At 52.0% G+C, this 20754-nt stretch carries 21 protein-coding genes and 2 pseudogenes; 22 read left to right on the top strand and 1 reads right to left on the bottom strand.

All coding sequences use genetic code 11. The annotated features are described in order from the left end of the window. Positions 1-488 precede the first annotated feature (488 nt). The 11 genes and pseudogenes from rpmH to NSQ51_RS16650 all read left to right on the top strand — a co-directional run bounded on the left by rpmH (position 489) and on the right by NSQ51_RS16650 (position 10308). Complete coding sequence (gene rpmH / locus NSQ51_RS16700; protein ID WP_020961658.1) at positions 489-623, top strand: 50S ribosomal protein L34; 135 nt, start codon at positions 489-491, stop codon at positions 621-623. Positions 624-702: 79 nt separating this feature from the next. Then, entirely contained in the window at positions 703-1062 is a 360-nt protein-coding gene (gene rnpA / locus NSQ51_RS16695) for a ribonuclease P protein component (RefSeq protein ID WP_044743680.1), read from the top strand. A gap of 81 nt (positions 1063-1143) precedes the next feature. Beyond that, the gene (gene spoIIIJ, locus NSQ51_RS16690) at positions 1144-1908 is read left to right on the top strand and encodes a YidC family membrane integrase SpoIIIJ (RefSeq protein WP_033014244.1); all 765 of its coding nucleotides are present in this window, start codon (positions 1144-1146) and stop codon (positions 1906-1908) included. Beyond that, positions 1905-2561, top strand: coding sequence for an RNA-binding cell elongation regulator Jag/EloR (gene jag / locus NSQ51_RS16685; RefSeq protein ID WP_033014246.1), 657 nt, complete (start codon positions 1905-1907; stop codon positions 2559-2561). The genes spoIIIJ and jag overlap by 4 nt, the downstream gene beginning before the upstream one ends. Positions 2562-2783: 222 nt before the next feature. Further along, a complete protein-coding gene (gene mnmE / locus NSQ51_RS16680) occupies positions 2784-4172 on the top strand; it encodes a tRNA uridine-5-carboxymethylaminomethyl(34) synthesis GTPase MnmE (RefSeq protein WP_033014247.1) in 1389 nt (462 codons plus the stop codon). 17 nt (positions 4173-4189) lie between these two features. Then, positions 4190-6079, top strand: a complete 1890-nt coding sequence (gene mnmG / locus NSQ51_RS16675) for a tRNA uridine-5-carboxymethylaminomethyl(34) synthesis enzyme MnmG (protein ID WP_033010846.1) — start codon at positions 4190-4192, stop codon at positions 6077-6079. Positions 6080-6102: 23 nt separating this feature from the next. Then, positions 6103-6819, top strand: a complete 717-nt coding sequence (gene rsmG, locus NSQ51_RS16670) for a 16S rRNA (guanine(527)-N(7))-methyltransferase RsmG (protein ID WP_033010847.1) — start codon at positions 6103-6105, stop codon at positions 6817-6819. Between the two features lie 141 nt (positions 6820-6960). After that, positions 6961-7806 (top strand): nucleoid occlusion protein, encoded by an 846-nt coding sequence (gene noc / locus NSQ51_RS16665; protein WP_033014250.1) that lies wholly within the window; start codon positions 6961-6963, stop codon positions 7804-7806. Positions 7807-7933: 127 nt separating this feature from the next. Further along, positions 7934-8695 carry an AAA family ATPase gene (locus NSQ51_RS16660; protein WP_033010849.1) on the top strand — a complete coding sequence of 254 codons (762 nt, stop codon included), beginning with the start codon at positions 7934-7936 and terminating at the stop codon, positions 8693-8695. Continuing rightward, positions 8688-9548, top strand: a complete 861-nt coding sequence (locus tag NSQ51_RS16655; RefSeq protein WP_033014251.1) for a ParB/RepB/Spo0J family partition protein — start codon at positions 8688-8690, stop codon at positions 9546-9548. The genes NSQ51_RS16660 and NSQ51_RS16655 overlap by 8 nt, the downstream gene beginning before the upstream one ends. A 58-nt stretch (positions 9549-9606) precedes the next feature. Then, positions 9607-10308: pseudogene (locus NSQ51_RS16650) on the top strand (DUF554 domain-containing protein). Between the two features lie 134 nt (positions 10309-10442). On the opposite strand, the gene yyaC reads toward NSQ51_RS16650, so the two are convergent. Then, complete coding sequence (gene yyaC, locus NSQ51_RS16645; RefSeq protein ID WP_033016907.1) at positions 10443-11063, bottom strand: spore protease YyaC; 621 nt, start codon at positions 11061-11063, stop codon at positions 10443-10445. Positions 11064-11250: 187 nt separating this feature from the next. Here yyaC and NSQ51_RS16640 point away from each other — a divergent pair, with 187 nt between their 5' ends. The 11 genes and pseudogenes from NSQ51_RS16640 to dnaB all read left to right on the top strand — a co-directional run bounded on the left by NSQ51_RS16640 (position 11251) and on the right by dnaB (position 20608). Beyond that, positions 11251-12150, top strand: a complete 900-nt coding sequence (locus tag NSQ51_RS16640; RefSeq protein ID WP_064213522.1) for a mechanosensitive ion channel family protein — start codon at positions 11251-11253, stop codon at positions 12148-12150. 19 nt (positions 12151-12169) lie between these two features. Next, on the top strand, positions 12170-12367 hold the full coding sequence (locus tag NSQ51_RS16635; protein WP_033008859.1) for a DUF951 domain-containing protein: 198 nt from the start codon (positions 12170-12172) through the stop codon (positions 12365-12367). 158 nt (positions 12368-12525) lie between these two features. Further along, positions 12526-13140: pseudogene (locus NSQ51_RS16630) on the top strand (molybdopterin-dependent oxidoreductase); the annotation flags it as partial. A gap of 67 nt (positions 13141-13207) precedes the next feature. Next, positions 13208-14308, top strand: a complete 1101-nt coding sequence (gene ychF, locus NSQ51_RS16625) for a redox-regulated ATPase YchF (protein ID WP_049624894.1) — start codon at positions 13208-13210, stop codon at positions 14306-14308. Positions 14309-14567: 259 nt separating this feature from the next. Beyond that, on the top strand, positions 14568-14855 hold the full coding sequence (gene rpsF, locus NSQ51_RS16620; RefSeq protein WP_033008861.1) for a 30S ribosomal protein S6: 288 nt from the start codon (positions 14568-14570) through the stop codon (positions 14853-14855). 29 nt (positions 14856-14884) lie between these two features. Then, positions 14885-15379, top strand: a complete 495-nt coding sequence (gene ssb, locus NSQ51_RS16615; protein WP_033016904.1) for a single-stranded DNA-binding protein — start codon at positions 14885-14887, stop codon at positions 15377-15379. Between the two features lie 41 nt (positions 15380-15420). Continuing rightward, entirely contained in the window at positions 15421-15657 is a 237-nt protein-coding gene (gene rpsR, locus NSQ51_RS16610; protein WP_008880812.1) for a 30S ribosomal protein S18, read from the top strand. 78 nt (positions 15658-15735) lie between these two features. Further along, on the top strand, positions 15736-16662 hold the full coding sequence (locus NSQ51_RS16605) for a YybS family protein (RefSeq protein ID WP_033016903.1): 927 nt from the start codon (positions 15736-15738) through the stop codon (positions 16660-16662). Positions 16663-16709: 47 nt separating this feature from the next. Then, a complete protein-coding gene (locus tag NSQ51_RS16600; RefSeq protein WP_033016902.1) occupies positions 16710-18686 on the top strand; it encodes a DHH family phosphoesterase in 1977 nt (658 codons plus the stop codon). After that, complete coding sequence (gene rplI, locus NSQ51_RS16595) at positions 18683-19132, top strand: 50S ribosomal protein L9 (RefSeq protein WP_033008865.1); 450 nt, start codon at positions 18683-18685, stop codon at positions 19130-19132. The genes NSQ51_RS16600 and rplI overlap by 4 nt, the downstream gene beginning before the upstream one ends. 111 nt (positions 19133-19243) lie before the next feature. Continuing rightward, positions 19244-20608: a replicative DNA helicase gene (gene dnaB / locus NSQ51_RS16590; protein WP_049624893.1), complete on the top strand. Its 1365-nt coding sequence runs from the start codon at positions 19244-19246 to the stop codon at positions 20606-20608. Positions 20609-20754 lie beyond the last annotated feature (146 nt).

Raw genomic sequence — 20754 nt, 5'->3', positions numbered from 1 at the left:
CCGTTGCCCCTCCCTTTTAATTCAGAGGATAATCATTTGTTTAAAAAAATAAGTTTGTGGAAAAGATATATTAAGGAAAAAAGACGGCTTTTCGACAAAACCCACCAACTGTGGACAACATTATAAACAAGATGTGAAAAAACATATCCACAACCTATCCACAAGTGTGGATATGTTTTTTATCCACACAGTTATCCATTGTCGACCATAGTGAAAACACAATAATAATAGCAAATAAAACGGCTTGTTGCAACGGAATTTTTTGATTATCCACAAAACGGACAGGTTGTGAAAAAACGTTATCCACACCGTTGCGTATGTGAAAAAAATGTCGATAAATGTTGTGGATTGTGGTTGAGGACAGAAAAATTTATCCACATCAAGGCCGCCTCAAGAAAAGAGAAAGGGGCGGTTGACATTTGCTGAGATTGTTCAATATAATGAGAAAGACTGCCCGTAACAGTTATTCCTTCAGGGAGGTGTCATAGATGAAACGGACGTATCAACCAAATAGACGGAAGCGCAGCAAAGTGCATGGGTTCCGCGCGCGCATGAGCACGAAAAATGGGAGAAAAGTATTGGCGCGCCGCCGTCGCAAAGGAAGAAAAGTATTGTCTGCATAATAGGCCACTGAAGCTTCAGTGGTCTTTTTTCTCAATGTTTTGGCGGCGGGAAACTAGGCAAATGGAGTGTTTTAGGGGCATGAAAAAAAAATATCGCATCAAAAAAAACGAGGAATTTCAAGAGGTGTTTCAGCAGGGCGTCTCGGTGGCGAACCGCCAGTTTGTCGTCTACACGCTTGACCGTCCTGAGCAGCCTTATTTTCGCATTGGGCTGTCAGTCAGCAAAAAGCTTGGCAAAGCGGTTGTCAGAAACCGGATCAAACGATACGTCCGCCAATGCTTTCTTGAATTGAAAGAAGAGGTCGCCCCTGGCAAGGACTATGTCATTATTGCCAGGCAGCCTGCGGCGGAAATGGGCTACGCGGAAGTGAAAAAAAGTTTGATCCATGTGCTGCGGAAAGCCGGGGGGCTGAAAAAGGAGGCTGAACACCAGATTTAGCCTGAAAAAACGCTCTCACAAGGGCGGAAAAAGATGATAAAATACATACAGTGAACTTGTACATGTGGGAGGAAAAAGAAGGTGAAAAGGCGAATACTATTCATTGCTTTGATCGGTGCATTGGCTGCCATGCTGGCCGGATGCACGGAAATCAATCAGCCGATCACTCCGGAAAGCAAAGGATTTTGGAATGAGTATATCGTTTATCCGCTCTCCTGGCTGATCAAATATGTGGCCGGGCTGCTCGGCGGAAGTTTTGGGTTGTCGATTATTGTCGTCACTATTTTAATCCGTTTGTTGATTTTGCCGCTGATGATCCAACAGACGCGCAATGCCAAAGCGATGCAAGCGCTTCAGCCGGAAATAGAGGCGTTGCGTAAAAAGTACAGTTCGAAAGACGCTCAGACACAGCAAAAGCTCCAGCAGGAAATGATGCTCTTGTTCCAAAAGCACGGGGTCAATCCGATGGCCGGCTGTTTGCCGATTTTAATCCAAATGCCGATTATAATCGGTTTTTACCACGCGATTATGCGGACAAGGGAAATTGCCCAACAAAATTTTTTATGGTTTGACCTTGGCGAAAAGGATCCGTATTTTATTTTGCCGGTCATTGCCGGGGTGACGACGTTTATCCAGCAAAAGATCATGATGGCCGGCTCCGCTCAGCAAAATCCACAAATGGCGATGATGCTTTGGATGATGCCGATTATGATCGTCATTTTCGCGATCAACTTCCCAGCTGCTTTGTCGCTTTACTGGGTCGTCGGAAATATTTTCTCCATTGTGCAAACGTATCTCATTAAAGGGCCGGAGATTGCCGCCCATTCAGGAGGAGCGAAAAAGTGAAAGAAGTGACCGCGACTGCCCGGACAGTCGAAGAGGCGGTGCAGTTGGCGCTCGCGCAGCTTGGCGTGCCTCGAGAGCGTGCGGTTATTGTTGTGATCGACGAAGGGAAAAGAGGTTGGTTTGGCTTGTTTGGCGGCCGGCCGGCGGTTGTCAAAGCGGTGTTGAAAATGGATCCGGTTGAGGAGACGGTGCGCTTCTTGCAGCAAGTCATTGCGCATATGGGAGCGGAAGAGGCATACGTCGAAGCTGTCCGCTGCGGCAAGCAAGTGACGCTCCACATCCATGGGGGGCCGGTCGGTTTGTTGATCGGCAAACACGGCCAAACTTTAAATGCTCTCCAGTTTTTGGCGCAGCTTGTTGCCAATCGCCATGCGGAGGAATATGTGTCGATTGCGGTTGACGTGGAGCATTATCGTGAACGAAGGGAAAAGGCGCTTGTGGAACTGGCGCACAAACTGGCAGCTCAGGCGGTCAGGACAGGCAAAGAAGTGAGGCTGGAGCCGTTGCCCGCCCATGAACGCAAAATCATCCATGCTGCGTTGGCCGGCCATAAGCATGTCTCTACCTATTCGGTTGGAGTTGACCCGCACCGCCTTATTGTTGTTTCCCCGATAACAAGCAAAAAATCGCCAACGAAAAGGACGCCCCTCTAACGAATGTGGAGGAGGCCTCTTTTTTTGCCCTCTTTCGCTTGTGTACTTGCGGCTGCGCGAAAATGGGCCAGCAATATATTTTTCCACAGCGGGGCTGAGCGTGCCATATTGTTATTCACATGTGGATAAGTTAAAATTGAACTAAACAACTATGCACAGGGAGCATGCGGCTGAGAAAGGCTGTGGATATAGAAGAAACGGAGAAAAGCGAGGTGAAAAGCGGTGACACAATTGGATACGATTGCCGCCATTTCAACGCCGATGGGCGAGGGGGCGATCGCCATCGTCCGGCTGAGCGGAGATGAGGCGGTGGAGATCACTGACCGGCTGTTTCGGAGCCCGAGCGGGAAGCGGCTGAAAGACGTCCCGTCGCATACGATCCATTACGGGCATATTGTCGACCCGAAAAGCGGCCGGGTCGTCGAAGAAGTGATGGTGTCGGTCATGCGGGCGCCGAAAACATTTACACGCGAGGACGTGGTGGAAATTAACTGCCATGGCGGATTTGTTTCCGTCAACCGCGTTTTGCAGTTAGTGCTCGCCAACGGAGCGCGGCTTGCCGAGCCGGGCGAGTTTACGAAGCGGGCGTTTTTAAACGGGCGCATTGACTTGTCCCAAGCGGAGGCGGTCATTGACTTGATTCGAGCGAAAACGGACCGGGCCATGAATGTCGCCTTGCAGCAAATGGAGGGGCGTCTTTCCAAGCTCATCCGCGAGCTGCGGCAGACGATTTTGGAGACGCTGGCGCATGTTGAAGTGAACATCGATTATCCCGAATACGATGATGTCGAGGAGATGACGCCGCGGCTGCTAAAGGAGAAGGCGCAATATGTGCGCCGGCAAATTGAAAAGCTTTTGTCGACCGCCAATCAGGGGAAAATTTTGCGCGAAGGGTTGGCCACGGTCATTATCGGACGGCCGAACGTCGGCAAGTCTTCGCTGTTAAATGCGCTCGCCCATGAAAATCGGGCGATCGTCACCGATATCCCGGGGACGACGCGCGATGTCATTGAGGAGTATGTCAACGTCCGCGGCGTGCCGCTCCGCTTGATTGATACGGCCGGTATCCGGGAAACGGAAGATGTTGTCGAACGAATCGGCGTCGAGCGCTCCCGGCAAATGTTGAAGCGGGCCGATTTAATTTTGCTCGTTTTAAACTACCACGAACCGCTGACAGAAGAAGATGAACGGCTGTTTGCGATGACGGAAGGGATGGATGTCATCGTCATTGTGAATAAGACCGATTTGCCCAAGAAGATTGACATGGAGCGCGTGAACGAGCTGGCGGCCGGCCGTCCGGTTGTGGCGACGTCGTTGTTGCGCGAACAAGGAATTGATGAATTGGAACAGGCGATTGCTGACTTATTTTTCGGCGGCGAACTGGAAGCCGGCGATTTAACATACGTCTCCAACTCCCGCCATATCGCCTTGCTCGAGCAGGCGAAACAGGCGATTGACGATGCCTTGGCCGGCATTGACGCCGGCATGCCGGTCGATCTTGTGCAAATCGATTTGCGCCGGGCGTGGGAGCTGCTTGGCGAAATCGTGGGTGATACAGTGCACGAAAGTTTGATTGATCAGCTGTTTGCTCAATTTTGTTTAGGAAAATAAGCAAGGAGGAAACAAGCATGGATTACCAAGGAGGATCGTATGACGTCATCGTCGTCGGCGCCGGCCATGCTGGCTGTGAAGCGGCATTGGCAGCTGCGCGCATCGGGGCGAAAACGCTCGTCATCACCCTTAACCTTGATATGATTGCGTTCATGCCGTGCAACCCGTCGATCGGCGGCCCAGCGAAAGGGATCGTCGTGCGTGAAATCGACGCTCTCGGCGGGGAAATGGGAAGAAACATCGATAAAACATACATTCAAATCCGGATGCTCAACACCGGGAAAGGCCCGGCCGTGCGCGCGCTGAGGGCCCAGGCTGATAAAGTGCTGTACCAGCGGGAAATGAAGAAGACGCTTGAAAGGCAGGAAAACTTGACGCTGCTGCAGGGCAAAGTTGAGCGGCTCATCGTGGAAGACGGCGTCTGCAAAGGCGTCGTTACGCAAACGGGGGCTCATTATTACGCCAAGGCGGTCGTCATCACAACCGGGACGTTTTTGCGCGGGGAGATTATCATTGGCGACATTAAATATTCGAGCGGACCGAACAATCAGCAGCCGTCGATCAAGCTGTCCGAGCATTTAGAGGAGCTTGGGTTTAAGCTCGTCCGCTTTAAAACGGGCACGCCGCCGCGCGTCAACAGCCGGACGATCGATTACAGCAAAACGGAAATTCAGCCGGGCGACGAAGAGCCGCGGGCGTTTTCGTACGAGACGACAACATACATCACGGATCAGCTGCCGTGCTGGCTGACGTACACGACGGAGGAAACGCACCGAATCATCGATGAAAATTTGCATTTGTCGCCGATGTACTCCGGCATGATTAAAGGAACCGGACCGCGCTATTGCCCATCGATCGAAGATAAAGTCGTTCGGTTCCATGACAAGCCGCGCCATCAAATTTTCCTCGAGCCGGAGGGGCGGGAAACGGAAGAAGTGTACGTGCAAGGACTGTCAACGAGCCTGCCGGAACATATTCAGCGCAAGCTTCTTGAAACGATTCCGGGGCTTGAGAAAGCGCAGCTCATGCGGGCGGGATATGCGATCGAGTACGATGCGATCGTGCCGACCCAGCTCTGGCCGACGCTCGAGACGAAGCTTGTGAAAAACTTGTATACCGCAGGGCAAATCAACGGTACGTCCGGCTATGAAGAAGCGGCGGGCCAAGGCATTATGGCCGGCATTAACGCCGCCCACCGTGCGCTCGGCCGCGAGGAGATCATTTTAAGCCGTTCGGACGCCTATATTGGCGTCTTAATCGACGATTTGGTGACGAAAGGGACGAACGAGCCGTACCGCTTGCTCACCTCGCGCGCTGAATATCGGTTGTTGCTCCGCCACGACAACGCCGATTTGCGCCTGACCGAGCTCGGCTATCGGATCGGCCTCATTTCCGAAGAGCGGTATCAAAAATTTTTGGCGAAAAAAGAGGCGATCGAGCGGGAGAAAAAGCGGCTGCAAACGGTGATCATCAAACCGACGCCAAAAGTGCAGGAAGTCATCCGCGAAGCGGGCGGAAGCGAGCTGAAAGACGGCATCCGCGCCGCTGATTTGCTCCGGCGTCCGGAAATGACGTATGAACATATTCGAAAACTGGCGCCGGCGGACGAGGACATCGCTCCGGAAGTGGCCGAGCAAGTCGAAATTCAAATCAAGTACGAAGGCTACATCCAAAAATCGCTGCAGGAAGTCGAGCGGCTCAAAAAAATGGAAAACAAAAAAATCCCGGAAGATATCGATTACGACGCCATCCAAGGGCTGGCGACCGAGGCGCGGCAAAAACTGAAGCAAGTGCGGCCGCTCTCAATTGCCCAGGCATCGCGCATTTCCGGCGTCAATCCCGCCGATATTTCGATATTATTAGTGTATTTGGAACAAGGAAGAATCGCGCGCGTGTCGAATGAATAAATCATGAGGGAAGGGATTGGCATATGGAGGCGACACAATTTCAATCCATGCTTGAAGAGAGAGGGATTTCCCTTTCTTCCCGGGCGCTTGCGCAGTTTGAGCGCTATTATGAACTGCTTGTGGAATGGAATGAGAAAATGAATTTGACTGCCATTACGGACAAGCCCGGCGTCTATGTAAAGCATTTTTTTGATTCGGTTTCTCCGGCTTTCTATTACAATTTTTCCGCGCCTATATCGCTTTGCGATGTCGGCGCCGGGGCGGGGTTCCCGAGCATTCCGCTCAAAATTTGCTTTCCGCAGCTGCGCATCTCGATCGTCGATTCGCTGCAAAAGCGCATCCGCTTTTTGGAGCATCTCGCAGCAGAGCTGGAACTTGCGGATGTAGCGCTGTACCATGACCGCGCCGAGACGTTCGCCCGCCAAAAGGGGATGCGCGAATCGTTCGATGTCGTCACGGCTAGAGCGGTGGCGCGCATGCCGGTGCTTGCTGAACTTTGTCTTCCGCTTGTGAAGACAGGCGGTACATTCATTGCGATGAAAGCTGCCTCAGCGCCGGAAGAGCTGAAAGAGGGGGAGAAGGCAATTTCTGTGCTTGGCGGGGAGGTGGCGGCGGTGGAAACGTTCATGCTGCCGTTCGAAGAGGGCGAACGGACGATCATTTTCGTCCGCAAAACGAAAAAGACGCCGGCTCGATATCCGCGCAAGCCGGGAATGCCGAGCAAACAACCGATTCAATAAAACCCCTTGCAGACGGCGCGGGGGTCCGTCCCTCCGCTTTGCGTCCTATGCCAAGGGAAACAAAAGACGGCCTAAAGCAGCGGCGTATGCCGGGCAAAACAGAGAATATCGGCCAAGTATGTCCAAAGGTGGTGTAGGGGGATGAAGCATACGTTTTCGCGCTTGTTCAGCTTTGGAGAAAAAGAGCAAGAAGAAATGGGAGAAGACAAAGACCGGGAAGAAGTGCGCCATATTCCCATTTCCAGCATTATTCCAAACCGTTTCCAACCGCGCGCTGTGTTCGATGAGGAGAAAATCGATGAATTGGCGTTGACGATCCGCACGCATGGCATTATTCAACCGATCGTTGTGCGTGAATGCGGAAACGGCCAATTTGAAATCATTGCCGGCGAGCGGAGATGGCGGGCGGTGCAAAAGCTTGGCTGGACGGAAATCCCCGCTATTGTGAAAAACTTAAACGACAAAGAAACCGCCTCCGTCGCCCTCATCGAAAACCTACAACGCGAGGAATTGACGCCGATCGAAGAGGCGATGGCGTACGCCAGGCTGATCGAGCTGCACGATTTGACGCAGGAGGCGCTCGCCCAGCGCCTTGGCAAGGGGCAATCAACGATCGCCAACAAGCTGCGTCTCCTAAAACTCCCTCAGGAAGTGCAAGAGGCGCTGTTGCAGCGGACGATCACTGAGCGCCACGCACGCGCGTTAATTGTGTTGAAAGATAAAGAGAAACAGCTGAAACTGTTGCAAGAAATCATCGACAAACAGCTCAACGTCAAGCAGACGGAAGACAGGGTCGTCAAGATGCTCGAGGCTGGCGAGCGAAAGCCGAAGCCGAAACGGAAGGCGTTCAGCCGCGATATGCGTATCGCCGTCAACACGATCCGCCAATCGCTCTCCATGGTGGAAAACAGCGGCGTATCCGTCCATTCCGAAGAAGAGGAATTTGACGATTACTATCAAATTACGATTCGCATCGCGAAAAAATAATCATCAAGTCGCCTTTTGCCTCATCAAGCGCAGCTGATGAGGTTTTTTTCTTTCAGAAAACAAAGTCATTTTCCTTTTTTCATGGTAAAATAGAATTTACGAGTAAGGAATAGAGGTAGGTGGCACCGTGGGCAAAGTCATTGCTATTGCAAATCAGAAAGGCGGAGTCGGAAAAACGACAACAGCTGTCAACCTGTCGGCCTGTTTGGCGCATCTCGGAAAAAAAGTGCTGCTCGTTGACGCCGATCCGCAAGGAAACGCGACAAGCGGCATCGGCATTGAAAAAGGCGATGTCGACGAATGCATTTATAATGTCATTATTGGCGATATGAAGGCGAAAGAGGTCATTCGGCCGACGAACATTGAAAACTTATATGTCATCCCGGCGACGATCCAACTTGCCGGTGCAGAAATTGAGCTTGTTTCGGTCATTTCCCGAGAAATCCGGCTCAAAAATGCGCTTGAGCCGCTGAAAGCCATGTACGACTTTATCATTATCGATTGCCCCCCTTCGCTAGGGCTGCTGACGCTGAATGCGCTGACGGCGGCCGATTCCGTCATGATTCCCGTCCAGTGCGAATATTATGCGCTTGAAGGGCTCAGCCAGCTGCTGAACACGATTCGGCTTGTGCAGCGCCACTTAAACTATAATTTGCGCCTCGAAGGCGTCTTGTTGACCATGCTCGATGCGCGGACGAATTTAGGGTTGCAAGTCATTCAGGAGGTCAAAAAGTATTTTCGCGAAATGGTGTACGAAACGATCATCCCGAGAAACGTGCGGCTGAGCGAAGCGCCAAGCCACGGCAAGCCGGTGATTTTGTACGATGTCAAATCGCGGGGGGCGGAAGTGTATTTAGAGTTGGCGAAGGAGGTGCTTGAGCGTGGCTAAAGGTCTTGGCAAAGGCATTAATGCGCTGTTTCACAACCTCGAACTCGACGGAAAAGAGGGAGTGGTGCAGGAGGTCAGCATTCATGTCCTTCATCCGAATCCATACCAGCCGCGGAAAACATTTCAGCCCGAAACGATCGAAGAGTTAAAACAGTCCATTTTGCAGCACGGCATTTTGCAGCCGCTCATCGTCCGCCAGTCGGTCAAAGGGTTTGAAATTGTCGTCGGCGAGCGGCGCTACCGGGCGGCAAAAGAGGCGAACCTGCAGTTTGTGCCGGTCGTCGTGCGCGAACTGACCGATGAACAAATGATGGAGTTTGCCCTTTTGGAAAACTTGCAGCGCGAAGATTTGAACCCGATTGAAGAAGCGATGGCTTATAAAATGTTGATGGACAAACTGCATCTGACCCAGGAGGAAGTCGCCAGCCGTGTCGGAAAGAGCCGCCCGCACGTCGCCAATCATGTGCGCCTCTTGTCGCTTCCTCCCGACGTGCAAAAACTGCTTGCCGATGGAACGCTGTCAATGGGCCATGGACGTGCGCTGCTCGGGCTGAAGCAAAAAAGCAAAATGAAGTTCGTGATCGAGAGGATTGTCCGCGACGGGCTGAACGTCCGCCAGCTCGAGAAACTGATCCGGCAAATCAACGAAAATGTTTCACGTGAAACATCGAAACGGAAACCGCCGGAAAAAAGCGTGTTTCTCCGTGAGAGCGAATCGCTGTTGCGCGAAAAATTCGGCACAAACGTCACGATCAAACAGACGAAGAAAAAGGGGAAAATTGAAATCGAGTTTTTTTCTCCGGAAGACTTGCAAAGAATATTGGAACTGCTTGATGTGCAGTTCGACGAGTAGAGCGGTCTGGCAATAAGGGCCGGTTTATTTTTGCTGGAGCTAGAGAGGGTTGAACATCATGGTATTGCTAGGAACGATTGTGAACGGGCTCAGCATTGTATCCGGGGCATTGATTGGAAAATGGTTTCACCGCATTCCCGAACGGGTATAAGAGACGGTGATGGGAGGAATCGGGCTGGCGGTGGCGCTCCTTGGCATCCAAATGGGAATGAAAAGCGAACAGTTTCTCATTGTCATCTTCAGCCTTGTTTTCGGCGGCATTCTCGGCGAATGGTGGAATTGGGAGGAAAAGCTGAACCGGCTCGGACGATGGCTGGAAAAGAAAGTCGGCGGCAGCGGAGAAAGCGGCAGTGCCAAAGGATTTGTGAGCGCGACGCTGTTGTTTGTCATCGGGGCGATGGCGATTGTTGGGGCGCTTGACAGCGGACTGCGCGGCGATCATAGCGTCTTGTATACGAAGGCGATTTTAGACGGCTTTGCGAGCGTCATTTTGACGACGACGCTCGGCATCGGCGTCATGTTCTCCGCCCTGCCCGTTGTCCTGTACGAAGGCGGCATCGCGCTGCTGGCCACGCAAATTGAACGGTTCGTGCCAAGGGAAGTGCTGGATTCATTCATCGCGGAATCAACGGCCACCGGCAGAATTTTAATTATGGCCATCGGGCTGAATATGCTCGGTTTGACGAACATTCGCGTGGCGAATTTGCTGCCGAGCATTCTTGTCGTGGCGGCTGCCGTGTGTGTTCTTTCATTCGTCTAATAGACGGCCGCCTCTTCGGCCGAGAGCGGACAAACGACGTCCGTGCAGAGGGAGCGCCTAAACCGGGCGTTCAAGGCGCGCAAAAGAAATCCCCTCTTTAAGAACAACAGCCGGATGAGAGGGGATTTTGCTGTTTACCATAAGGAATGCCGGTCTTTCAGAAGCGGTTGGGTGGCTCGCTCTTTGCGGATGATGTGCCGCTCCGCTTCATAAATGCCGTTGGCGATCGTTTTCGCCATATTCATGACGAGATGAAGACGCGTATTTTGCAAGACGAAAAATTCCATAAACCCGCTCACATTGACGACTCCAGTAATATGGGCGTCGCCGACAGGGGAAAGTTGCTTGTTCACTCCGGCTCCGGGGCGAACCGGCCCTTTCGACACGGTGATGGCCCCGACGCTTTTCAACCGTCCGAGGCAAGCGTCGACAGCGATGATAAACGGATCGCGATGAATCAGCTGAATGGCCCCCACTTTTTCTTCCAAGTTGACCGCATGAATCGGCTCTTCAAGCGTTCCGTATACGTGAAAACGGGCCAATGGCTTCTCCTTCAGTATCGTGCCGACGAGCGGTCCAAGCGAATCGCCGGTCGAACGGTCCGTGCCGATGCAGACGACGGCAATCGGTTGAACGAGCGGATCGGGAAGCAGCGAAGTGATTCGCCAGGCGATGGACGATGCCGCTCCCTGTTCATCATAAAAAACGCGATTCCTTTCTTCCCGGGAAGAGAAAAATATCGACGGTATGCTCATGCGATTCACTCCTACTTTCGGTTCAAAATTATTAACAGTATACGGAAAATAAAAGAATCATATACATCTCGATGTTTGTTTTCTTGTCTTTTCTTTTTCGCCCGTTGCCTGCATTTGACTACAAATCGGCGGTCCATCTTGTTAAAATAAAAGCGCAGAATAGAAAAAGGTTGAGGTGTCGTCAACATTGAATGCGATGGAAAAAACGGTTAACCGGCTGCTCGAGCTGTTGACGAATGAGAAGCTATGGCTTCGAATTGGAACAGGGGCGCTTAAGATTGTTCTTATCCTACTCATATGCGCCGCAGCAGTGAAAGTGTTGAAAATAGCCGTTCATAATATGTTCAAAGTGCGGGAGAAAGCACCGATCCGCATTTCGGAACGGCGAGAGATGACGTTAACGCGGCTGTTAGACAATGTGATTACGTACGTACTATATTTTATTGCGCTGTTGATGATTTTAGATACGTTTGGTGTTCCGGTCAAAGCGTTGTTGGCTGGGGCCGGGGTTGTTGGCCTGGCCGTCGGCTTCGGGGCGCAAAGCTTAGTAAAAGACATCATCACCGGGTTTTTCATCATTTTTGAAGACCAGTTTGCGGTCGGCGATTACGTCCGCATCGGCAATTTTGAAGGGTATGTGGAAGAGATCGGGCTTCGGGTGACGAAAATTAAAAGCTGGACGGGAGAAGTGCATATTTTGCCTAACGGCAGCATTACGCAAGTGACGAACTATTCACTTCACAACAGTTTGGCGGTAGTGGACATCAGCATCTCCTATGAAGAAGATATTGAAGAGGCAGAAAAAGCGATTCGTGAACTGCTGCCGCAGTTGCCGGACAAATACGAGGATATGGTCGCACCGCCGCAGTTGCTTGGCGTGCAAAACTTAGTAAACTCGGAAATGGTGCTTCGTATTACATGCGAAACGAAGCCGATGTGCCATGTCGGTGTGGCAAGAGCCATCCGCAAAGAAGTAAAGATGCTTTTAGACGAACGCGGAATCGAAATGGCATACCCAAGGTTCGTGTTGCATCGGCGAAGCGGAGAGGAGCCGCTTGATGCCAAATGGCAAGGGCAGAAATCATGACAATCATGGAGGTGAGCAGATGGAAGAGAAGGAATTTGGCTTGTATGATATTGTTGAGATGAAAAAGCCGCACCCGTGCGGCACGAACCGTTGGAAAGTGATCCGCTTAGGCGCGGATATCCGCATCAAATGCGAGGGGTGCGCCCACAGCGTTCTGTTGCCGCGCAAAGAGTTTATTCGCAAAATGAAAAAAGTGTTAGTCAGGCATGAAGAATGACAAAAGGGGCTGATCCAAAAGAGCGGTAACGCTCCTATCTGGAGCAGCATGGAAACATAGACCGCCACGAAACATCCGGTAAAGCCAAGGGTTTCAGGAGGGGGGTCTCTTTCCCATACTTCGGTTGCATCTCATCAAAAAGGGGCTTTTGCGTCAGCCCGAATACGAATTTAATGAAAGAGGCGTTTGCCTCGGTCAACACTGTTGTTGTCTTTGAACAGTTTATGACTGATACCGCCGCCGCTGCTGATTATGTCCTTCCGGTTGCGGCTTCGTTTGAGGAAGAAGACGTTTATTGTTCGTCAATGTACCATGCGTATTTGAATTACGGGCCGAAGCTCGTCGACCCGCCGGGCGAGGCGAAGCCTGATCTTTGGATTTGGACGGAGCTGGCCAAACGGCTTGGCTTTGGCGATGTGTTCGCCTATACGCGCGAGCAGTTTCTCGCCATGGCGCTGCGCCCGTTGGAAACACAAGGGATTACGCTCGAGCGGATCAAAGCTGAGCATCGCATTCTTCTGCCCGTCGAGCCGGTGCCATGGCATGACCGCCGTTTCCAAACGCCAAGCGGCAAATATGAATTCACTTCGAACATTGCCCGGCAAAAAGGAATGGACGGCCGGCTGCAAATCATGTACCCGGCTGAGTCGGAAGAAGCTCATCCGGCATTGGCCGCCAAGTATCCGTACCGGTTGTTGACGATCCATCCGCTCCGTTCAAACCATTCTCAGCATTACCCTCTCGTTCCGGCGCTGCAAACTGTGCGCATTGAAGCTTGTCATTTTTTGTGCCAGCCCATATAATGAGGGAAGATGCGAACGGGAAAGAGGAGTGGAACGAATGGGATTGACAGCAGGAATCGTCGGGTTGCCAAACGTCGGCAAATCGACGTTGTTTAACGCCATTACAAAAGCAGGTGCCGAATCGGCCAATTATCCGTTTTGCACGATTGAACCGAACGTCGGCGTCGTAGAAGTGCCGGACGAGCGGTTGACCGTCCTGACCGACATGTTCCGGCCGAAGCGGACCGTGCCGACGGTTTTTGAGTTTACCGACATCGCCGGGATCGTGAAAGGAGCAAGCAAAGGGGAAGGGCTTGGAAACAAGTTTTTGTCGCACATTCGCCAAGTTGATGCGATTTGCCAAGTCGTCCGTTGCTTCAGCGATGAAAACATCACCCACGTCGCCGGCAAAGTCGATCCGCTCGCCGATATTGAAACGATCAACTTAGAGCTTATTTTTGCTGACCTGGAGACGGTCGACAAACGAGTGGAGCGGGTGGGCAAAATCGCCAAGCAAAAAGACAAAGAGGCGGCGTTTGAATACGAAATTTTGCTGCGGCTGAAAGAGACGCTCGAAGCCGGCAAGCCGGCGCGCACGATCGAGTTTGCCGATGAAGAGATGAAAGTCGTCAAGCAGCTGCACTTGCTGACGACCAAACCGATGCTTTATGTCGCCAATGTCGGCGAGGACGATGTCGCTGATCCGGAGAGCAATCCGTTCGTCGCGGAAGTGCGTGAGTTTGCCAAAAGCGACAATGCGGAAGTGATTGTCGTCTGTGCAAAAATTGAAGAAGAAATCGCCGAGTTCAGCGATGAGGAAAAACAGCAGTTTTTGCAAGAGCTCGGCATTGAACAATCCGGCCTCGATCAGCTCATTCGCGCCGCCTACAGCTTGCTTGGGCTGGCGACGTTTTTTACCGCCGGTGAACAAGAAGTGCGGGCATGGACGTTTCGCAAAGGGATGAAGGCGCCGCAATGCGCCGGTATTATTCACTCTGACTTTGAGCGCGGGTTCATTCGCGCTGAAACCGTTTCATACGACGATTTAGTCGCTGCCGGCTCGATGGCGGCGGCGCGCGAAGCCGGCAAAGTGCGGCTGGAAGGGAAAGATTACGAAGTGCAAGACGGCGACATCATGCACTTCCGGTTCAATGTGTAACGCCATTGTCGACAGAGTCCGCGGCCAAGGGGCGGCAGACTGCGTGAGTTCCATGTGCAATGCCGCGGAGAAAGGAAAATGGTTGGCGGCGTGGTGAACTTCCAGTGCTAATTCTGGCGAATGTTTCCGTCATCGGAATGAAGCGGAATAGCCTTGCTTATTGCCGCCAGTCATGGTATAATCAACGAATGTGAGTAATGATTATTGCTCCTTGCCCTTCGACGGGAAGGGCCGTTTAGACCAAAAGGAGGTGACGAGCGTGAGAAAATACGAAATCATGTACATCATCCGCCCGAACATGGACGATGAAGCAAGACAAGCTCTCGTCGAGCGGTTTAACAACGTGTTGAAAGAAAACGGTGCGGAGATTACGAATGTGACGGATTGGGGCAAACGCCGTTTAGCCTATGAAATTGAAAAATATCGCGACGGCTACTACATGATTGTCAACGTCACGGCAGAGCCGAAAGCGGTGCAAGAATTTGACCGTTTAGCGCGCATCAGCGAAGACATTATCCGCCATATCGTTGTGAAAGAAGAAGAATAATTTTTTGTATATGGTACGAGGTGGTTCTGATGATTAACCGCGTCATTTTGGTCGGCAGGTTAACGAAAGATCCGGAGTTGCGCTACACTCCAAGCGGAGTGGCTGTTGCCACGTTCACGCTCGCGGTCAACCGCCCGTTTACGAATCAGCAGGGCGAGCGGGAGGCGGATTTTATTCAATGCGTCGTTTGGCGCCGCCAAGCGGAAAACGTCGCCAACTTCTTGAAAAAAGGGAGCTTGGCCGGGGTTGACGGCCGGCTGCAAACCCGCAGCTATGAAAACCAGGAAGGCCGACGTGTGTATGTGACGGAAGTGGTGGCTGACAACGTCCAATTTCTTGAGCCAAAAGGAAGCAATGAGCAGCGTGGGGCAGCAGCAGGCGGATACTATGGGGATCCGTTCCCATTCGGACAAGATCAGAACCACCGTCATTCAAGCGAGAAAGGGGTTGGCCTCCTCGACGAAGATCCTTTTGCCAATGACGGCCAGCCGATTGATATTTCCGACGATGATTTACCGTTTTGAACGATCATGGAAACGATAGAAGCGGAAAGGAGGAACGAAGCATGGCAGGACGGAAAGGCGGTCGTGGCAAACGCCGCAAAGTATGTTATTTCACGGCAAACAACATCACGCACATCGACTACAAAGACGTTGATTTGCTGAAAAAATTCATCTCTGAACGCGGCAAAATTTTACCGCGCCGTGTGACGGGAACGAGCGCGAAATATCAGCGCAAACTGACGGTCGCAATCAAACGGGCGCGCCAAATGGCGCTGTTGCCGTACGTTGCCGATGAGTGAGCTGAAAAAAGCAGTAAGGGGGACCTTACTGCTTTTTCTATTTATGCTGAGTAAACTAGATGGAAAGGAGAACGTTCATTGCGGAAAACGCACGCCCTCACTGAAGCAGCCATCGAACTCGCGCTGTTTGCCGTTTTGTTTTTGATGGCGTTGTACGTGCCGGTGATCGGCTTTGTCGCTGCCCTGTTTTTAGCGCTTCCATTTATGGTGTTTACGATGCGTCACGGGCTTGCCCCTGCCTGGTTGCTGCTCGTTGCGGCTCTCGTTGTCTCCAGCCTTATCGGTTCGTTTTTGTCGCTGCCGATGGCGCTTATGTTTGGCACTGTTGGCATAACGGTCGGCGCGATGTTGGCGAAACAGAAAAACCGCTATCTCATCTGGCTTGTCGGCGCCCTCGTGTTTTTAGCCAACATCGTGCTTGATTACATCATTTCGATTCAATTTTTCCAAGTTGACATGATCCGGGATACGCTTGGTTTAGTGCGCGAGTCGTTTGATACGGCGATGCGCATGATGGAAGCGATGGGCCAAAAGCCGCCAGCTGGGATGCAAAAGCAGCTTGAACAAGGAATCGAACTGATCGGCTACATGGTTCCGACGCTGTTTGTCATCGCTGCGTTGGCGCTCGCCTACGTGACCATCATGGTCTCGCTGCCCATTATGAAGCGGCTGAAGCTCCCGGTCGGCACGTGGCCGCCGTTTCGTGAGCTCTCCTTGCCAAAAAGCGTGCTATGGATATACATCATGGTGCTTGTTCTTTCCATGTTTCCGTTTGCCGAGGGAACTTTCCCTTATATTGCTGTATTGAACCTCTCTTATGTGCTGCAGCTTGCCATGGCAGTACAAGGATTTTCGTTTTTGTATTACGCCGCCTACAAAAAAGGCATTGCGAAAGGCGTGGTGATCGCTGGGACGGTTGTTTGTTTATTCCTGCCTTTTCTACTTTATCTTGTGGCGATATTCGGTATAATTGATTTAGGATTTGATTTGCGCCGCCGCCTATAAATAATTGGATAAGGTGAGCCATTTCTTCAGTGTAGGAGCTGACTTGAATGTCCCATTTTTACGAGAGGAAAGCATACCGCTATCCATCCTATGCGTTAGCCGCCTTGGCGGTGCTCATGGCGGCCGGCCTGTTTTATTTCCACTGGCTGCTTGGGCTGATCGGCTTTCTCACCGTTGGGTTTACGCTTTATTATGTCATTTGGTCACAGCGCTCTTTGTATCAAGAGCTGGGGCAATATATTTCCAACCTGTCGTATCGGGTGAAGAAAGTCGGCGAGGAAGCGCTTATGCAGATGCCGATCGGCATCATGCTCATCGATGAGGAAGGGAAAATCGAATGGTCGAACCGGTTTTTAGCCTCCTGCTTTAAGGAACAGACGTTGGTTGGCCGCTCGCTTGCCGAGCTGTCCGAACCGTTGGCCGCTTTCGTCAAAAAAGGAAAGGCGGACGAGGAGATTATGGAACTGAACGGAAAACAGCTGAAAGTCATCGTCCGCCGCCACGAACGGCTTCTTTACTTTTTCGATGTTACAGAGCATATGGAGCTGAAACGGCAATATGAGGCAGAGCGGTTGGCGATGGCGATCATTTTTCTTGATAATTATGATGAAATTACGCAAGGGATGGACGATCAAGCGAAAAGCCAATTGAACAGCCTTGTAACCTCTGTGTTGAACCGATGGGCGAACGATTACGGCATCTTTTTAAAGCGAACGTCGTCGGATCGATTCATTGCCGTATTGAATGAGCACATATTGACCCGGTTGGAAAAAAGCAAATTTTCTATTTTGGATGAGGTTCGCGAGCAGACGGCCAAACACCAAGCCCAGCTCACGTTGAGCATCGGCATTGGCGCCGGCGTATCCCCACTGCCAGAACTTGGGACGCTTGCGCAATCGAGCTTGGATTTGGCGCTCGGGCGCGGCGGCGATCAAGTAGCGATCAAACACGGAAACGGAAAAGTGAAGTTTTATGGCGGAAAAACGAACCCGATGGAAAAGCGGACACGCGTCCGCGCCCGCGTCATTTCCCATGCGCTTCGCGAGCTCATCGCTGAAAGCGATAGGGTGCTCATTATGGGTCATAAATATCCGGATATGGACGCGCTCGGGGCGGCGATTGGCATTTTAAAGGTCGTTCAATCAAACCAAAAGGAAGGGTTTATTGTTGTTGACCAGGCAAAAACGGATGCAGGTGCGCAACGGCTGCTCGAAGAAATGAGAAAACATGCTGATTTATGGTCGAGATGCATCAAACCGGAGCAGGCGCTTGAGCTCGTGACAGAAGATACGCTGCTCATCGTCGTGGATACGCACCGTCCGTCGCTTGTCGTTGAAGAACGACTGCTGTACCGCATGGATCATATCGTCGTCATCGATCATCATCGTCGCGGCGAAGAGTTTATTGAAGCGCCGATTCTCGTCTACATGGAGCCGTACGCTTCATCGACATCGGAATTGGTCACCGAGCTGCTTGAGTACCAGCCGAAGCGGGTGAAGCTGTCGATGCTGGAGGCGACGGCGCTTCTTGCCGGCATCGTCGTTGACACAAAGAGTTTTACGCTCCGCACCGGTTCCCGCACGTTCGATGCGGCGTCGTATTTGCGCGCCCAAGGAGCGGATACGGTGCTTGTGCAAAAATTGCTGCGGGAAAGCGTAACGAATTACGTCAGACGGGCGAAATTGGTCGAGCGGACGGTGATTGATGAACACGGCATCGCCATCGCCAAGGGGGGCGAGAACGAGGTGCACGATCAAGTGTTGATCGCGCAAACCGCCGATACGCTTCTGACGCTGAGCGGCGTCGCCGCCTCTTTCGTCATTTCCAAGCGGGCAGATGGGACGGTCGGCATCAGCGCCCGCTCGCTTGGCGACATCAACGTGCAAGTCATTATGGAGAAGTTGGGCGGGGGCGGACATTTGACAAATGCTGCCGCCCAACTGTCCGGGGTGACGGTCGGAGAGGCGGAGCGGAAACTGCGGGAAGCCATTCATGACTATTTTGAGGGGGGTAAGCCATCATGAAGGTCATCTTTTTAAAGGATGTCAAAGGAAAAGGGAAAAAAGGGGAAATCAAAAATGTCGCCGACGGCTATGCCAACAACTTCTTATTTAAACAAGGGCTGGCCATTGAAGCGACGCCAGCCAATTTAAAAGCGCTCGAGGCGCAAAAACAAAAAGAGCAGCGCCAGGCGGCCGAGGAGCTGGCGAATGCGAAAAAATTGAAAGAACAGCTTGAGAAGCTGACAGTAACCATTCCAGCAAAGGCAGGCGAAGGCGGCCGTTTGTTCGGCTCGATTACGAGCAAACAAATCGCCGAGTCGCTGCAAGCCCAACACGGCTTGAAGCTCGACAAGCGCAAAATTGAGCTTGCCGATGCCATTCGCGCGCTTGGATACACGAACGTGCCGGTGAAACTCCACCCAGAGGTAACGGCGACGCTGAAAGTGCATGTGACAGAACAAAAATAACGGCGACGTCTCATTTCAGGAAGCGAAGATGCCCCCGCCCGCTGCGGCGGGGCTCCTTTGCTTATTAGCTGCAACAGAGAAAGATACAACGGGGGAAAAGGTGGTGAAACGATGAGCGAGCTGTTTTCAGAACGAATTCCTCCACAAAGCATTGAAGCTGAGCAAGCGGTGCTTGGCGCCGTATTTTTGGATCCCGCTGCGTTAATGCCTGCTTCGGAAATTTTAATCCCAGAGGATTTTTACCGTGCAGCCCATCAAAAAATTTTTCACGCCATGCTTCGCGTCGCCGACAGGGGGGAGCCGGTCGATTTGGTGACGGTGACGGCGGAACTCGCCGCTTCCGAGCAGCTTGAGGAAATCGGCGGCGTCTCCTACTTAAGCGAGCTCGCCGACGCCGTGCCAACAGCGGCCAACGTCGAATATTACGCTCGCATCGTCGAGGAAAAATCGGTGCTGCGCCGCCTCATCCGCACAGCGACATCGATCGCGCAAGACGGATATACAAGGGAAGACGAGATCGACGTTTTGCTTGATGAAGCTGAGCGCAAAATTATGGAGGTTTCCCAACGGAAGCATTCGGGCGCCTTTAAAAATATTAAGGACATTCTCGTGCAAACGTATGACAATATTGAGATGCTCCATAACCGGGATGGGGAAATCACCGGCATCCCGACCGGGTTCACCGAGCTTGACCGGATGACGTCCGGTTTTCAGCGGAGCGATTTGATTATCGTGGCCGCCCGGCCGTCGGTTGGGAAAACAGCGTTCGCCTTAAATATTGCCCAAAATGTAGCGACGAAAACGAATGAAAATGTCGCCATTTTCAGTTTGGAGATGAGCGCCCAGCAGCTGGTGATGCGGATGCTTTGTGCAGAAGGCAACATTAACGCGCAAAACTTGCGCACCGGCAAATTGACGCCGGAAGACTGGGGCAAGCTGACGATGGCGATGGGGAGTTTATCGAACGCCGGCATTTATATCGACGACACGCCGAGCATCCGCGTCAGCGACATTCGCGCCAAATGCCGCCGGCTTAAGCAGGAAAGCGGGCTCGGCATGATTGTCATTGATTATTTGCAGCTCATTCAAGGGAGCGGACGTAGCAAAGAAAATCGCCAACAGGAAGTATCGGAAATTTCCCGCTCGCTGAAGGCGCTCGCCCGCGAGCTTGAAGTGCCGGTCATCGCCTTGTCGCAGCTGTCGCGCAGCGTCGAGCAGCGCCAAGACAAACGGCCGATGATGTCCGATATTCGTGAATCCGGAAGCATTGAGCAAGACGCCGACATTGTCGCCTTTTTGTACCGCGATGACTATTACAACAAAGATTCTGAGAACAAAAACATCATTGAAATCATTATTGCCAAACAGCGCAATGGTCCAGTCGGAACGGTGCAGCTCGCTTTTATTAAAGAGTATAATAAGTTTGTCAACCTAGAGCGCCGCTTCGATGAGGCGCAAATTCCGCCGGGGGCGTAAACCGGCTCACGTTGGCGGCAGGCGCCTCCTTTCGGGTTTAATAGACGAACAAAAAGTTTATAACTGTTTAAAATGTTCGTGTTTCATTGACTTTGCACCGAAAAACTGATACACTGACAATGTTTAGACCGAGGAAACTGGAGGTG

Source organism: Geobacillus sp. FSL K6-0789, assembly GCF_038593135.1.
Classification (GTDB): domain Bacteria; phylum Bacillota; class Bacilli; order Bacillales; family Anoxybacillaceae; genus Geobacillus; species Geobacillus stearothermophilus.
This window is presented reverse-complemented; position numbering and strand designations above follow the sequence as displayed.